We start from the raw sequence: 15,411 nt of genomic DNA, 5'->3' as shown, positions 1-15,411 counted from the left end.
GGGTTCCGGGAACCGTTCACGGCCCCGTGATGTTCTTGATGCGAGCGGCGCCGCGTGACGCCGACCAGACTTCAACCTCTAGAAAAATCGCGCAGGGAAAGACAGCCATGACCCGCCATCTCCTCATCGTCGGCGCCGCGTTCGCCGCCCTAAGCCTCGCCGCCTGCGGCGACAAGACCGAGACCAAGGGCGCAGCGACCCCTTCGGAACAGGCCGCCACGCCTGACGCCAACCCCGCCGCCACCGTTCCGACCGTGGCCGACGAGACCAAGGCCGATGTCTTCGCCATGAAGGCGGCTGACCTCAACATGTTCGAGATCGAATCCGCCAAGCTGGCCGCCGCGCGCTCGACCAATGCCCAGGTCAAGACCTTCGCCGGCAAGATGGCCACCGCGCACGGCAAGACCGGCGAAGGCCTGCAGGCGGCGATTGCAGCGTCGGGCGCGGCGATCATCCTGCCGATGACCCTGTCCAAGGACCTGCAGGATGACCTGGACGACCTGAGCAAGGCCGGCAACGACGACTTCGACAAGAAGTACGCCGACAGCCAGGTCGACGCCCATCAGGCGATGCTGAACCTGCTGCAACGCTACGCCCAGGACGGCGACACCCCCGCCATCAAGGCCTTCGCCGCCGCCACGGCCCCGACCGTTCAGGAACACCTGAACACGGCCGAAGGCCTCAAGAAGGGCTTCGTGAACTAGGGCGCTATTGTCATCCCGGGCGGACGCCGGCGAAAGCCGGGGGAAGACCCGGGATCGCCACAGGCTCAGAGCTTCCGGCGATCCCGGCTCGGCGCGCTGCGCGCTTGGCCGGGATGACAGGTTTTTACGGAATCGCGTAGGCGACCGTCGCCTTGGCGGCGGCTCGCTCGCGCGATTCCGTCCACATCAGGACATCGACCGTCGCGATGCGGCGGCCAAGTTTCAGCAGGGTGGCCTCGGCATAGAGGTCACCCGGCTTGCAGCCTCGCAGGAAATGGATTGTCAGCGAGGTCGTGACCGCAAGCGGCACCTCGCCGATATGGGTCAGGATCGCCGCATAGGCGGCGGTGTCGGCCATGGCCATCAGGGTCGGCCCCGAGATCACCCCGCCCGGCCGCAATTGCCGTGACGCGAAGGCCTGCCGCATCAGGACCCGCCCCTCGGACGCCTCGATCGCCTCGGGCATCGAGGCCGGATCGCCTTCGGGAAAGGCGCGCTGCAGGAAGGCGTTGAACGCCGCCGCATCCAGCTTCAGTCCGCTCTCGCTCATCCGCCGACCTTGAGGGTGTTGTCGTCGCCATTGCGGTCGATGACCGTGTTGTAGGGATCGACCCCGGCCCATTTGGGGGCCTTGGCGACCGTGAAGGTCAGGGTCTGGACGCCCGAGCGGATCGGGCGGCGCTCATACAGCACGACACTGTCGGCCTTGAAGTCCTTCTTGCCCGGCTCGGCGGTGAACAGGCCGATGTCCATGCTCTCGGCCAGAGGCGCCGGCGTCTCCTTGCCCTTGCCGTCGGCGTACATCTTCCTGGCGTCGATGGTGAGCGTGACGTCGAAGCGGCCGTCGGCGCGTTTCTTCACGGCCGCGGCCGTGGTCTTGATGTCGTAGAGGGTGATCTTCTCGAACAGGTCGGTGATCAGCGCCTGCTTGTCGGCCGGGGCCTCGGCGCGGATCGCGGCCATGAAATCGAGCGTGGTCGGATAGGGCGCGCCCTTGAAGGCGTGGTCGGCGATCAGCTTGCGCAGGGCGCGGTTGACCGCCGCCTCGCCGATCTCGCTCTGCAGCCGGTACATGACCAGCGAGCCCTTGCGGTAATAGATGTAGGGCTGGTTCTCGACCTTGTAGAGCGGTTGCTCCTCCAGAGGATCGCCGCCGCGCGCGCGCAGATAGCTGTCCAGCTCGAACTTCAGGAACTTGCGGATCTGGCTCTCGCCATAGGTCCGCTTCATGACCATCAGGGCCGAATACTGGGCGAAGGTCTCCGACAGCATGGCCCCGCCCTGCTGGTCGGCGCCGATCACCTGGTGGGCCCACCACTGGTGGCCGATCTCGTGGGCCCCGACATAGGTGACCATGTCGATCTTTTCGGGGTTTTCGCAGTTGGCGATGAACACCAGACCTTCCGACCACGGCATGGTGCCGGCATAGGCCTGGGCGAACTGGGCGTAGTCGGGGAACTCCAGGAACCGCAGCTGGCGGAACTGATAGGGGCTGAACTCGGCGCCCATATAGTCCAGCGAGACCTTCATCGCCGTCTTCATGCGGTCGATGTTCCAGGGGTGCTGCGGGTCGTAATAGACCGCCAGATCGACGCCCTTGTAGGTCTCGCTGGCGATCTTGTAGCGGGCCGACTGGATCGAGATGAAGTTCTGGATCGGGGCCTCGGTGACGAAGCGCGCCACGCGGCGATCACCCTTGACCAGGTCGGAGACCTTGTAGCCCGGTGCGATCGGCGTCTGGTCGCTGACCGTGGTGATGGTGATGTCGGACGACACCCAGTCGGAGTCCTTGCGCAGACCATTGAACTGCATCGAGGCCACATCGCCCAGCCTGGCCATGCGCCGCTCGGGCGGCAGGCCATATTTGCGGCGCTTGGCGCGATCGACCAGCAGGCCGTCGCGGGCCATGCCCAGGATCGGCGCGATCTCCAGATTGTTGATGAAGGTCCCGTTGGCCACCACACGCGATTCCGCGCCGCTGTTGGGGAAGCCCTTCTGCGAGCGCTCGGTGATGAAGCTCATCTTGCGCCGCTCACCCGGAACCATCGGCGTGTCGAAGGCGAAGATCCGGTAGTTGAACCGGTCATAGGTCTTCTTGGCCCAGGCCCCCTCGATCGACAGGCCCTTGACCTTCAGGTCGCGGTCGAAGCGGACATGGATTTCCTTCAGCGGACCGTTCGTCTTGTTCTCGATGACATAGGCGCCCTTGGTGCTGACGCGCGGTTCATCGGGATAGAGGTCCACGTCCAGCATCATCGACACGATCTTGGGCTGGGGCAGGGTCTCGAACGGCAGCAGGGTCTTTTCGTAATCGGCCTGCCATTGCTCGCCGTCGATCGTGGTCCGATAGGTGTTCCAGACATTGGTGTTGACGAAGATGAAGGTTCCCGTCGCCACGAACACGGTCAGGGCCAGGGCCAGGGTCAGGCCGGCCTTGCCGGTCATGCGGCTCGGCAGACGCGCCAGGCGCGGCCACAGCCGGCTCTCGGTCCCGCGACGCCACAGGCCATAGGCCAGCACCAGCAGCACGACCGAAAAGGCCGTCCAGTACAGCCGCAGCCACCAGGCCCCGATCCAGAACTTGCCCTGGCCGTTCATGTCGGAGAAGGGCGTGTCGGTGACCGCGCCGAAATTGTAGAGCTTGTGCTCGAAACCCAGGTTCGAGAGGGTGATGGTGGCGACCATGTAGATCACCATCAGGCCCCAGCCGATGAACTTGTGCGGGCTGATCGCCTGCAGGAACACCGCCAGCACCGCCAGCAGGACCCAGTCCACCGATTGCGGCAGGATGTACCAGAGCAGGTACTTGGACAGCTCCAGATGGGTATAGCCGTGGGCCAGCTGGCTGATGATCGCGGCCAGCACGCTGACCAGCAGGGTCGAGACCAGCACCAGCGAAATGGCCAGGGTCTTGGGGACGACAAAGGCCCAGTCCGGAACCGGGGTGGCGTCGATGATCTCGTGCGTCTTGCGCTCGCGCTCGCGCCAGACCAGTTCGCCCGAATAGTAGATGGCGATGATCATCGGGATGAGACCAAAAGATCCCATCAGTGGCGTCAGCAGCACGCGGGTCAGCGGATAGATCTCGCCGCCATAGCGTCCGGCCTCGGTGGCGAACCACAGCGAGCCCATGGCATTGGCCAGGCCCAGGGCCAGCAGCACGAAATAGGCCGGGCTCTTGAACACCTGGCCCATGTCCAGCCGGGTGCGGACCATCAGCTGGACCCAGGCCGTCTGGCGATCATAGCGCGGAACGACCGGGCCGCTCAGGGTGGCCGGCAGGGCCTCGATCGGCGCCGGGCCCTTGTGGGCCTTGACCTTGCGATCACCCGCCAGCGCGGTCGACTGGATCTGGAACAGCCAGTAGGCGGCCGTCAGGAACACCGCCGACAGGGCCAGGGCGAAGAGGCGGTTGAACAGCAGCACGCCAGTCAGGGCCGGCGTGACCGAGTTCCGCTCGGTGGCGGTCCAGTACTTTGTGACCAGGCCAAAGGCCGCCGTGCCCAGGGGCTCCCAGAGGGCGGCGGTCTTTTCGAACTCAGGGCGATCCAGGGCGATGCCGGCAATGATCCACACCACCATGAAGGCGATGACGCCGACATAGGTCCACATCATCGATCGCGTCACCGTGGCCAGGGCGAAGAAGATCGCCGAGGTCAGCAGGATCGAGGGCAGGGCCAGGGCGAAATAGGAAAACAGATAGGCTTCGACCAGGTTGGGGCCCAGGCGCTCGGGGTCGACCCAGGGCATGAACGAACCGATGAAGATCGCCAGGGGCACGGCCAGGAACGAGATCGCCGCCGCCAGATAGGCCCCCGTGAAGCGGCCGTACAGATAGTCGAACTTGCCGATCCGGGTGGAGCGCAGGATCGGCCCAAAGCCGGTCTCGTCGTCGCGGACCACCACATTGGCCACGAAGGCCGTGGTCACGAACATGTAGAAGATCGACAGGATCAGGTGGGTCTGGGCGATCGCGAACGGGGCGTTCTTGTGGATCTGACCGCCGCCGCCGATGCGGATCTGGTCGATCGTCGCCGCCCCGAAGGTCAGCAGGAAGAACACCGTCGCCACCACCCAGAATACGGGCGACTTCAGCTGGTAGCGGAGCTCGAAGCCCGCAATCTTGGCGAACATGGCCGGTCCTCCTACGCCGCGCGGCGGGTGGTGGACAGGGTCGAGAAATAGACGTCCTCAAGACCGCCCTCGACGGCGGTAAAGCCATCGCCCGGATCGCTGTCGGCCAGGATGTGGATCACCGTGCGGCCGCCCAGCAGGCGGGTGGAGATCACCTGATACTGGGCCTTGGTCGCTTCCAGCTCGGCCTTGTCGATGGTCTTGCGCCAGACCCGGCCGGCCAGCTGGACCACCAGATCATTGGGCGCGCCCTGCTTGACGATGCGACCGTCGCAGATGATCGCCATGGCCGGGCACAGGTCCGACACATCCTCGACGATGTGGGTCGACAAGATCACCACCACGTTCTCGCCGATTTCGGCCAGCAGGTTCAGGAACCGGTTGCGCTCCTCGGGGTCGAGGCCGGCGGTGGGCTCGTCGACGATGATCAGGCGCGGATCGCCGATCAGGGCCTGGGCGATGCCGAAGCGCTGGCGCATGCCGCCCGAGAACCCGGCCAGGGCCTTCTTGCGCACGCCCCACAGATTGACTTGGCCCAGCAGGCTCTCGACCGTTTCCTTGCGCTCCTTGGCGTTGGCGATGCCCTTGAGCACCGCCATGTGGTCGAGCATGTCGTAGGCCGAGACCCGCGGATAGACGCCGAAATCCTGCGGCAGATAGCCCAGGGTGCGGCGCAGCAGCTCGGGCGTCTTCAACACGTCGATGTCGTCGAAACGGATATGGCCCGAGGTCGGGGCCTGCAGGGTGGCGATGGTGCGCATCAGGGTCGACTTGCCCGCGCCGTTCGGGCCCAGCAGGCCGTACATGCCGCGCGGTATGGTCAGGCTGACCTCGTCCAGGGCGCGAACGCCGTTGCCATAGACGTGAGTCAGGTTCTCGATGATCAGCATTCGCGCGCTCACAGCCCCCGCATGGGAAGACGCCCAGTATTCCCCACACCCGTCATGACTCGACGGCGAGGACGGGGGCAAGTGAAAGAACGTTTAAGCGTCCCCGGTCTCGGGATGATTTCTGATAGGCGATAACCTGGGCAGGGTGCTTTTGAAGCGCGCGGTTTGGGGCTAATCAGGCGCCATGACGACATACGCCTTTCCCCCGTCCGCTGTTCCCGTGGTCCCGGTCGAGGGATCGTCCGAGGTCTTTCCCGTCCGCCGCATCCTGTGCGTGGGTCGCAACTACGCGGCCCATGCGCGCGAAATGGGCGGCGATACGCGCGATCCGCCGTTCTTCTTCGCCAAGCCGGCCGACGCCGTGGTCCCCCTGCCGACCAGCGTGCCCTATCCGTCGGCGACGGCGGACCTGCACCACGAGATCGAGCTGGTCGCGGCCCTGAAGGCCGGCGGCGAGAACCTCACCCCCGAGCAGGCCATCAAGCTGGTGTTCGGCTATGCGGTCGGCGTCGACCTGACGCGCCGCGACCTGCAGAACGCCGCCAAGGCCAAGGGTCAGCCGTGGGAAGCCGGCAAGGCCTTCGACGCCAGCGCCCCGATTTCCGCCATCCGCCCGATGAGCGGCCTGCCGCCGGAAGGCGCGATCTTCCTGTCGGTCAATGGCGTGGAAAAGCAGCGCGGCGAGATCGCCGACATGATCTGGAACGTCGCCGAGGTGATCGCCAAGGCCAGCCAGCTGTGGCGGCTGGAAGCCGGCGACCTGATCTTCACCGGCACCCCCGAGGGCGTCGGCGCCATCGTGCGCGGCGACAGGGTGGAGGGTGAGGTCGAGGGCGTCGGCAAACTGTCCTTCACCCTGGGCTAGAGCTCCATCCTGACTGCGTCAGGCCGGAGCTCTAGATCTTTGTTTTAACGCATTTTCTTCACGTGAACCGGTATCCACTTCGCTCGAAAATGCTCTAGGAGCGCGCCATGAAGCTCATCCTGCACAGCGCCTGGCGGGCCAGCGCGCCCTATCGGGTGCGCATCGGCCTGAACCTCAAGGGCCTGGACTATGCCGTCCAGCCCGTGGACCTGGTGTCCAGCCAGCATCAGGGCGAAGCCTATCGCGCCCTCAACGCCCAGGCCCTGGTCCCGACGCTTGAGGTCGCCCTGCCTGGAGAAGAAGGCCGCCGTCTGACCCAGAGCCTGGCGATCCTGGAATGGCTGGACGAGGCGGTTCCGGGCGCGCCGCTGCTGCCCGCCGACCCGTTCGATCGCGCCACGGTGCGGGCCATGGCCGAGATCGTCGCCTGCGACATCCACCCGGTGAACAATCTGCGCATCCTGCGCGCCCTGACCGGCCTTGGCGTCGACCAGGACGGCCGCGACGCCTGGGCGCAGCGCTGGATCACCGACGGCTTTGCGGCGCTGGAGCCGATGGTGGCGCGGCACGGCAAGGGCTATGCGTTCGGCGACACCCCCGGCTTGGCCGACTGCTGCCTGGTCCCGCAGGTCTATAACGCCGCCCGTTTCCACGTGGACATGACGCCGTTCCCCACGATCAAGGCTGCGGTGGCCCGGGCTCTTGAACATCCGGCCATCGCCGCAGCCCACCCCAACCTTCAACCGGATGCCCAGAATGCTTGAAGACTTGAAGGCCAATAACGCCGCCTGGTCGAAGGGCAAGACGGAGGTTGATCCGCAGTTCTTCAAGCGGCTCGAAAACCAGCAGAGCCCGGAATATCTGTGGATCGGCTGCAGCGACAGCCGCGTGCCGGCCAACGAGATCGTGGGCCTGGATCCCGGCGAGCTTTTCGTCCACCGCAATGTCGCCAACCTGGCCCCGCCGCAGGACGCCAACTATCTGAGCGTGCTGCAGTTCGCGGTCGACGTGATCAAGGTCAAGCACGTGATGGTCGTGGGCCACTATGGCTGCGGCGGCGTGGCGGCGGCGATCGACGGCAAGCGGCGCGGCCTGGTCGACCACTGGCTGCACCCGATCCGCGAGGTCCATGCCGAGCACCGCCACGAGCTGGACGCCCTGCCGGGCGAGAAGGAAAAGCTCAACCGCCTGTGCGAGCTGAACGTCATCCGCCAGGTCCGCAACGTGGCCGCCGACGTCTTCGTGCAGGACGCCTGGGCGCGCGGCCAGTCGCTGGCCGTTCACGGCTGGGTCTATTCGCTGGCCAACGGGCTGGTGAACGACCTGAACGTCGGGATTTCCAGCCGGGAAGACTATGAGCGGGTGGCCGGCGGGGTGATCTAAAACTTCCGCTCTCCCCGGCGAAGGCCGGGGCCCAGATCGAACCCTGAGCGTCGATGATCAGGCTAGGCTGTTGGCGCGAACACCCAAACCGCTCCAGGTGAATCTGGGTCCCGGCCTTCGCCGGGAAGAGCGGAGAGTGGAGTAAGGCTCACCCCGCCTTGATCCGCACCCTGGCCGACGCCTTGCGCCCTTGCCCATCCACCACGGACAGGCGGTAGAACCCCGGCGCCGCCGGTTTCCAGACCACCCGGCCGCTGACCGGATCGGCCGCCAGCGGCGTCCCGCCGACATACCAGGTCAGATCCTCGCCGCCGGCCGCCAGCACCAGTCCGCGCGACCCTGGGCCCAGAGCCTCGACCTGCACGGCCGCGCCATCCGGCGGGAAGATCAGCCGTGGCCCCTCGGATTGCGCGCGCAGGGTCTGCAGCGCCTCGGGCGCCAGCTTGGGCGCGATCGGGCGCGGCGCGGCGGCGGGCGCCCCCACCACGTCGGCGACATCGAACAGCAGCGGCAGGGCGGCGTCGCGTCCGGTCAGGCCGCCGCGCGCGCCGCCGTCGGCCCGGCCCGTCCAGACGATGATCGCATAGCCGCCGACCACACCGGCCGCCACCGCGTCGCGAAAGCCGTAGGAGGTGCCGGTCTTGAAGGCCATGGCCGGCCCGCCTCGGGTCAGGGCCGAGGGCGCCCGGCCGCGCGGCGCAGGAGCTTCGCGCAGGATGTCCAGCACCTGCCGCGCCGCCTCGGGTCGCACCAGTCGGGTTCCGCCGGATGTCTCGCGGAGCTTGGCGTCGGCCTGCGTCCAGGCCAGGGGCTTGGCGAGGCCGCCGTCGCCCAGGGCGGCATACAGCAGGGCCAGGTCGCGCAGGGTGATCCCCTCCCCGCCCAGGGCCAGGGCCAGTCCCGCCGCCTTCAGCTCCGACTTCGGCCGGGCCAGATGGGCGCCGGCCGCCTCGATCCGGCCCGCAAAGGCTTCGGGACCCAGCCGTTCCAGCGTCGCCACGGCGGGCACGTTCAGCGAATGGGTCAGGGCCTCGCGCACCGTGACCTTGTCGTGAAACACCCGGTCGAAGTTCTCGGGCTGATAGTCGGCGAAGCGGGTGGCGCTGTCGGTCAACTGGGTGTCGGCTGCCACCAGACCGTCATCCATGGCCATGGCGTAGATGAAGGGTTTCAGAGCCGAGCCCGGCGAGCGCAGAGCGCGGGTCATGTCCACCCAGCCCCCGGCCCGCTCGCGCCCGGCCGAGCCAACGGCGGCCCGCACCGCCCGGCCCTTGATTTCCACCACCAGGATCGCGGCGGTGGCGTCGGCCCCTTGCGAGGCGGCGATGGCGGCGGCCATCGGCTCCAGCCGCGCCTGCAGGTCGGCGTCGAGGGTGGTGATCACGCTGGCCTGCGAGGCTGGCGCGGCGCGGGCCAGTTCGCCCGCCACGTTCCAGGCCAGGGCCGGGAACGGTGAACGGCGCGGCAGGGGTTCGGCCTCGGCCTCCAGGGCGGCGGCTTCGGTGAGCACGCCGGCCCGGACCATCTTGTCCAGCACCGCCCGCCGCGCCAGCCGCGCCGCCTCGGGCCGACGGTCGGGTCGGCGGGCCTCGGGCGATTGCGGCAGGGCGATCAGCAGGGCCTGCTGGCCGTCGGTCAGGCTTGAGGGCTCCTGACCGAAATAGGCCAGGCTGGCGGCGCGCACCCCTTCCAGATTGCCGCCATAGGGGGCCAGGGTCAGGTAGAGGGCGAGGGTCTGGCGCTTGGTCAGCCGCGATTCCAGCTGCACGGCGCGGATCATCTCGATCAGTTTTGAGCCCAGATTGCGCGGCTGCGGCTCCAGCAGGCGGGCGGTCTGCATGGTCAGGGTCGAGGCGCCGGAGGTCGGGCGCCCATGGACCACCGCCGAGCCGAACGCCCGCACCACCGCCAGGGGATCAACGCCCAGATGGCTGTAGAACCGCCCGTCCTCCACCGCGATCAGCCGCTTCTGGAAGGTCTGGTCGGTGCGGTCGAGGTCGGCCCGGATCCGCCAGCGGCCGTCCTCCACCGGCAGGGCCCGCAGCCATGCCCCGCGCCGGTCCAGCGCCACCGGCGAGGACTGCCTGGCGCGGGTCATGTCCGGCGGGAAGATGGCGCTAAGGGTGGCGAGGACGACTTGGACGCCGAGCAGGGCCACGAGGGCGCGGGTGAGCGGCGCAACCATCTTCCCCCTCCGGGGGAGGAGGATGCGCAGCATCCGGAGGGGGCCAGTGGTGGCAGCGCCCCCTGAGTCAGCAGACGTCATCCTGCGAACGGCCTCGCGTCACTTGCCCCCTCCGCGCTTTCAGCGCTCCTCCCCCGGAGGGGGAAGATGAAACGGCGCGTCACCCTCACTGCCCCGGCGCGATCACCGCCCGGCCGGCGTCCGAGCGCGCGGTGATCGCGGGACGGTACATGTCCTTGGCTACCGCGCCCGGCAGGAAGAACTCGCCCGGCGTCACGGCCCGCGCCACATAGGCCAGGGCGAAGGGCTTGTTGCCCTCCAGGTCCATGGCCGCGATGAAGCGGTCGTCGCGACTTTCCTGAACGTCGGCGCCGGTCAGTTCGCCCAGGAACCGGTAGGGCCCGTTCTGAGCGTCATCGGCGCCGAGTGTCGTCTCGATCTCGAAGCCGGCCGGCAGCGCGTCGTCGACCACCAGAGCGGTCGAACGGGCCTGCATCGAACGGCCGGAGACCAGCACGATGATCCGGTCGCCCTGGCGGATCGTGGCGGGATCCACCGCCGCCCCGGTCATCGACAACAGGCGCTTGCTGACGAACAGGCCATTGGCCGATGCGCCCGGCGCAGCCGTCGGCGTGCCACGAACACTGACCGTCCGCCACAAGGCGCCCTTGCTGGTGTTGGTGAAGCGGCTGTCAGCCAGCTTGCCCACCGCCCAGCGCGGCGCGCCGCCGGCCGGCGGCAGGGCCATGGCCCCCTTGGCGTCGATCGAGATCGGCCCGGCCGCCTTCAGCAAGGCGAAGGCCGCGTGCAGCACGGCCGCCTGTTCCTGGGTGTTCAGCGCGTCAGGATCCTTGACCACGTTTTCGAGGCGGCCCTGCAGCTGGCGGGCGATGTCGCCCTGGCCCGACTCGACGGCCAGGGCGGTCAGCCCCGCCACGTCGCGCAGCGGGCTCTGGTACCAGTCCTGATCGTCGCGATAGCCCAGCGACTTGACCGCCTGGCGCATGGCCGAGCGGGCCCGGGCATTGTCGCCCATGCGGGCCAGGCCGGCGGCGACATAGGCCTTGGCCATCGGCTGGTCCTCGTCCTTCATCTGCACGTCGTGCCACCAGCGCAGGCGGGCTAGGTCGCCCTTGCCGCCCTTGGCCATCACATAGAGGGCATAGGCCGAGGCCCGGCGGCGCATCCGTTCGGTGGCCTTCTTGGACAGCTCGGGCGTGGCCGCCCACCATTCGGGATATTCCATCCGGTAGGAGACCGAGGCCCAGCCGTCGGGACGGCTGATCTGGCGCATGGCGTTCATGGCCTTGTCGATCGCGGCGTCCGGCACGGCCACGCCCTGCGCCCGGGCTTCCAGCAGGAAGTCGGTCGTATAGGCGCCCAGCCAGGCGTCGGCCTCGCCGTCGCCCACCCGCCACAGCCCGAAGGCGCCGTCGAGGGTCTGGCGATCCAGCAGCTTGCCCACCGCGCCGGCCAGGGCCGCCGGGGTGCGTTTCAGCTTGGGATCACTGGTCAGGCTCTGGGCGTACAGCAGCGGATAGGCGGTCGAGACCAGCTGCTCGGTGCAGCCATAGGGATAGCGTTGCAGGGCCACCGCGATCGCCGCCGGGTCGAAGCCCTTGAACGGCGAATAGCTGACCTGCAGCGTCACGTCCCCGGCCGCCAGGCCGCTCATCAGGGCGTAGGAAGGCGTATAGGCCGCGCCCGGTTGCTGCAGTTCCGTGGTGGTGCGAACCACATCGCCCCAGCCCAGGCGGGTCTGGATCGGATAGTCCTTGCTGGTCACGAAGCCGGGGCCGGCCACCTTGAAACCGATCTTGCCGATGCCGGTGACGTCGGGGGCCAGGAAGGGGATCTTTTCGGCGATCCGCTGACCCAGGATCAGCTGGAACACCGTCTTGAAGGCCACCTTCAGCCCGCCCGACGAGAAGGCCTCGGCGGTATAGGCGCCGGGCTTGCCCTCGACATTGTGCAGTTCCAGCGTGGCCATGGCCTTGTCGCCGGGGGCCAGGAAGCGCGGCAGGTTGAGGTCGGCCACCACCGGCTGGCGCACGGTCAGGGGCTTGGAGCCCGAGCCGACGGCGTTGTCGGTCCAGGCCACGGCCATCAGCCGCAACTCGCCATTGAAGTCGGCGGCCGGCAGCTTGATCACCGCCTTGCCGTCCAGGCCGGTCTCGACCACGCCCGACCACAGGGCCACGGTCTTGATCGGGGTGACGGTCAAACCCTCGCCCCCGACCTCGTCGGCGCCGAAATTGACGTTGGCCGGCGCGCCCAGATTGGGATCGAGCAGGCGGCCATAGTCGTCGCGATAGTCGACGCCCAGGGCGCGCTTGCCGAAGTACCATTTCACCGGATCAGGACTGTCCTGACGGGTCAGGCGCAGAATGCCCTCGTCGACCGCCGCGATGGTGACGTGGGCGCGCTGGCCAAGGCCAAGGCCCTTCACCGCCACGGGGATCTCGACCGGGGCCTTGGAGTCGATCTTCACGGGCGTACCCAGATCGACGGTCAGCTTCCGGCTCTTGGGGTCCAGCGGCACATAAACGAGGCCGAGCGCGCGGCGCGGCTTGGGCGAGGCGACCGGATCGCGCGGCTGGATGACGCTGACCATCACATAGGCCCCGCCGCCCCAGGCGGCCGAGGTCTTCAGGCGCACGGTCGTCCCGTTCTCGCCGACGGTGACGGTCTTCAGGTCGATCAGGCGGTCGGTGGCGACGGCGATCTGGGCTTCACCCGCATAGGGCGGCTTGAGCGTGATCTCGACCGTATCGCCCTGGACATAGGCCTTGGTCCCGGCGCTGACGCGCACGAAATCCGGGGCCTCGGCGTCCTTGGCGGGCGAGCCCCAGCCGGCGGCGAAGCGGGTGACGGTCTTTGAGCCGTCCGCGCCCTCGACCACCAGGCGATAGTCGCCCCAGCCCAGGCGTCGCGTGAAGCGGGCCGGATCGCCGGCGCCGATGTTCACCGTGGCCTTGGCCACCACCGCGTCGCGGCTGGTGCGCCGCCACTGCCAGCGGCCATCCTGCTGGAACCAGTCATAGTCCCAGTTCTCGCTGATCAGGGTGTAGGTCGCGGTGGCGCCCACTCGCTGGCCGGCGGCGTTAACGGCGATGATGTTGAGGCTGATCGGCGGATCGCCCTTGGCGCTGTCGCCCTGGTCGACCTTGACCCCGAAATAGAGCGGCTTGGCGCGGACCTTCAGGTCCAGGCCCTCGCGGACCGGACGCCCGCCCGGCTCGAACACCGAGGTGGTCACCGCCGCGACCAGCGGCTGGGCCGTGTCGCCGGCCACATCGCTGGCGACGGACAGCACCGCGCGGCCTTCGCCATCGGTGACCGTCGTGCCCAGTTCCAGGAACTTCTCCTCGAACGGCTTGTCGGCGTCGCCCCAGACATAGTCCTTGTAGGCGGGGAAGGGATCGGCGTCGGCGCGCAGCCGCGCCTCGCCCTGCGTCTGCAACCCGGCGCCCGGCGCGCCATACAGGAAGCGGGCCGAGACATCGACCTTGCGGGTCTCGCCCACGCCCAGCGGAAGGGATTCCTGGCCCGTGGCCGTGACCGCCAGGCGTTGCGGCGCGAAGTCCTCGACGCTGAAGGTCAGGCTGCCGGAAGCGGCCTCGATACCCTCGATCTTCAGTTCCGCCACCCAGCGCCCGCGCGGCGCCGAGCGTGGCAGGGCGATGTCGGCCAGCACGGCGCCGGCCTTGGCGCCGCTGAACGGATAGCGCTTGAACTCGACCCCCGAGGGCCGCTTGACCACGATCTCGCCCTTGCGGTCGTTGACGGCCTTGGCCAGCCGGTCGCGGACCATGGCGGTCAGGTGGACGGTCTCGCCGGGCCGATAGATGCCGCGGTCAGCATAGAGATAGCCGTCGATGTCGGTGCGGGTCGAACGGCCGGCGGTGGCGCCTTCGCGGCCGCCGACGCCCTGCTTGGACAGGTCGACCGGCGAGCGGTCCAGGTCCAGCACCGCCAGGTCGCCCTGCGGTCCATAGGCCATGACCATCTTGGCGCGCTCGGAGCCTTCGCCTTCCAGCAAGGGACGCAGGAAGCGCACGCGGCCGTCAGCGTCGCTCTTGGCCTCGGCCAGATCCTCGCCGTCCTTGGCCACCAGGGCCACGCGGACGCCGGCGATCGTCTTGGCGCTCTTCAGCGAGCGCACCACCACGTCGAGGGATTCCGAACCGTCATAGGCGATCATCGCCATGTCGGTGAAAACGATCCAGCGCCGGGCCTGGGCGGGCGGGGTGTCGCCTTCCTCGTCCGGATTGCGACCGCCCGAGGCGTCGCGCGCCTTGATCATGTAGCCGCCGGCCTTCATGTCCTTGAGCACGGCGCCCAGCGGGAAGACGGTGGTGGCTTTCTGGCCGGTCGCGCCGGTGACGGGCACAACGCCCTTCCAGACGCGGCGGCCGTCTTCGCCGACACTGTCGTCGCCATAGTCGCCCGCCCAGTCACCTTCGCCGGTGGGGTCGGGCGCGCTGATCGACTTGCGCACTAGGTTGCGATCGGAAACCCGCCACACCTCGATGGCCAGGGCCTGGACATTGATGGTCTCGATGCCGACGCCGTCGGACTCCTCGCGCGGCAGGATCACGCCGTCGCCGGCGAAGCCGACATAGGGGGGCTTTTCGCCAAAGGTGAAATCGACATCGGCATTGGCGGCCAGGGTCTCGCCGCCCTTGGCGGGCAGGCCCTTGAGCAGGGTGACGCGATGGTCGGTGAAGCCCACGCCGCTGATGCACAGCTCGTCGCCCTGGACCCGCACGGCGGGCGTGCGGCCGATGTCGGGCGAGACTAGCACATAGTCGGCATAGGCCTTGGACGGATCTAGCGGCTTGCTCATCCGCACGCAGGCCATCGGGTCCTGGCCGGAACTGTCGATGCGGCTCTGCCAGACGGCGAAGCCCGCGGGCTTGGGGATGCCGCGACGCGGGGCGCCCGCCGCGCGGGGCTTGCCGAACAGCGACCAGGCCTCGCCCTTGACCGGGGCCGAGGCGACGGCGCCCTTGTTTCCGCCGAACCAGCCCAGATCGCCGGCCTTGCCGGTCAGCAGGCCGCCGCCGAAACCGATGACGAGCGCGCCGGCCGCGATGGCCGCGATGCGCACGCGCGCGTCGGCGGACCAGCGCGCCTTCAGGCGCTCGATCAGCGTGGGCTGGGAAACGGGCGTCGGATCGCTGGAACCGCTCGCGGGCGGCGTCTCGTCCATCGACATTCCACAATCCCCCGGTTCACCACGTTCGA

The 15,411-nt window shown here is 68.3% G+C and carries 9 protein-coding genes; 4 read left to right on the top strand and 5 right to left on the bottom strand.

The features are described 5' to 3' along the window. Positions 1 to 107 precede the first annotated feature (107 nt). Positions 108 to 704 carry a DUF4142 domain-containing protein gene (locus tag ACW17Z_RS11850; RefSeq protein ID WP_492056148.1) on the top strand — a complete coding sequence of 199 codons (597 nt, stop codon included), beginning with the start codon at positions 108 to 110 and terminating at the stop codon, positions 702 to 704. Positions 705 to 828: 124 nt separating this feature from the next. Here the strand turns inward: ACW17Z_RS11850 and ACW17Z_RS11845 are convergent, their stop codons facing one another. The 3 genes from ACW17Z_RS11845 to ACW17Z_RS11835 are packed head-to-tail and all read right to left on the bottom strand — an operon-like array spanning position 829 to position 5,728. Further along, positions 829 to 1,254: a PaaI family thioesterase gene (locus tag ACW17Z_RS11845; RefSeq protein ID WP_492056147.1), complete on the bottom strand. Its 426-nt coding sequence runs from the start codon at positions 1,252 to 1,254 to the stop codon at positions 829 to 831. Further along, positions 1,251 to 4,838: a M1 family aminopeptidase gene (locus ACW17Z_RS11840; protein WP_492056146.1), complete on the bottom strand. Its 3,588-nt coding sequence runs from the start codon at positions 4,836 to 4,838 to the stop codon at positions 1,251 to 1,253. Before ACW17Z_RS11840 ends, ACW17Z_RS11845 begins: the two co-directional genes overlap by 4 nt. A gap of 11 nt (positions 4,839 to 4,849) precedes the next feature. Beyond that, complete coding sequence (locus ACW17Z_RS11835; RefSeq protein WP_492056145.1) at positions 4,850 to 5,728, bottom strand: ABC transporter ATP-binding protein; 879 nt, start codon at positions 5,726 to 5,728, stop codon at positions 4,850 to 4,852. Between the two features lie 184 nt (positions 5,729 to 5,912). Here ACW17Z_RS11835 and ACW17Z_RS11830 point away from each other — a divergent pair, with 184 nt between their 5' ends. The 3 genes from ACW17Z_RS11830 (at position 5,913) to ACW17Z_RS11820 (ending at position 7,976) form a co-directional block, all read left to right on the top strand. Then, positions 5,913 to 6,593 (top strand): fumarylacetoacetate hydrolase family protein, encoded by a 681-nt coding sequence (locus tag ACW17Z_RS11830; protein WP_492056144.1) that lies wholly within the window; start codon positions 5,913 to 5,915, stop codon positions 6,591 to 6,593. A gap of 107 nt (positions 6,594 to 6,700) precedes the next feature. Next, on the top strand, positions 6,701 to 7,357 hold the full coding sequence (gene maiA, locus ACW17Z_RS11825) for a maleylacetoacetate isomerase (RefSeq protein ID WP_492056143.1): 657 nt from the start codon (positions 6,701 to 6,703) through the stop codon (positions 7,355 to 7,357). Then, positions 7,350 to 7,976 (top strand): carbonic anhydrase, encoded by a 627-nt coding sequence (locus ACW17Z_RS11820; protein ID WP_492056142.1) that lies wholly within the window; start codon positions 7,350 to 7,352, stop codon positions 7,974 to 7,976. Before maiA ends, ACW17Z_RS11820 begins: the two co-directional genes overlap by 8 nt. A 148-nt stretch (positions 7,977 to 8,124) precedes the next feature. On the opposite strand, the gene pbpC is transcribed toward ACW17Z_RS11820, so the two are convergent. Together pbpC and ACW17Z_RS11810 are read right to left on the bottom strand one after the other, a co-directional pair. Further along, on the bottom strand, positions 8,125 to 10,194 hold the full coding sequence (gene pbpC, locus ACW17Z_RS11815) for a penicillin-binding protein 1C (protein ID WP_492056141.1): 2,070 nt from the start codon (positions 10,192 to 10,194) through the stop codon (positions 8,125 to 8,127). Positions 10,195 to 10,327: 133 nt separating this feature from the next. After that, positions 10,328 to 15,382 (bottom strand): alpha-2-macroglobulin family protein, encoded by a 5,055-nt coding sequence (locus tag ACW17Z_RS11810; protein WP_492056140.1) that lies wholly within the window; start codon positions 15,380 to 15,382, stop codon positions 10,328 to 10,330. Positions 15,383 to 15,411 lie beyond the last annotated feature (29 nt).

The organism is Caulobacter sp. GSs2 (genome assembly GCF_058680895.1).
This window is presented reverse-complemented; position numbering and strand designations above follow the sequence as displayed.

Excerpts from the sequence above, each read along its gene's own strand:
- ACW17Z_RS11835 (WP_492056145.1), bottom strand. The coding sequence starts at position 5,728 with ATGCTGATCATCGAGAACCTGACTCACGTCTATGGCAACGGCGTTCGC.
- ACW17Z_RS11850 (WP_492056148.1), top strand. The coding sequence starts at position 108 with ATGACCCGCCATCTCCTCATCGTCGGCGCCGCGTTCGCCGCCCTAAGC.
- ACW17Z_RS11810 (WP_492056140.1), bottom strand. The coding sequence starts at position 15,382 with ATGTCGATGGACGAGACGCCGCCCGCGAGCGGTTCCAGCGATCCGACG.
- ACW17Z_RS11830 (WP_492056144.1), top strand. The coding sequence starts at position 5,913 with ATGACGACATACGCCTTTCCCCCGTCCGCTGTTCCCGTGGTCCCGGTC.
- maiA (WP_492056143.1), top strand. The coding sequence starts at position 6,701 with ATGAAGCTCATCCTGCACAGCGCCTGGCGGGCCAGCGCGCCCTATCGG.
- ACW17Z_RS11820 (WP_492056142.1), top strand. The coding sequence starts at position 7,350 with ATGCTTGAAGACTTGAAGGCCAATAACGCCGCCTGGTCGAAGGGCAAG.
- ACW17Z_RS11840 (WP_492056146.1), bottom strand. The coding sequence starts at position 4,838 with ATGTTCGCCAAGATTGCGGGCTTCGAGCTCCGCTACCAGCTGAAGTCG.
- ACW17Z_RS11845 (WP_492056147.1), bottom strand. The coding sequence starts at position 1,254 with ATGAGCGAGAGCGGACTGAAGCTGGATGCGGCGGCGTTCAACGCCTTC.
- pbpC (WP_492056141.1), bottom strand. The coding sequence starts at position 10,194 with ATGCTGCGCATCCTCCTCCCCCGGAGGGGGAAGATGGTTGCGCCGCTC.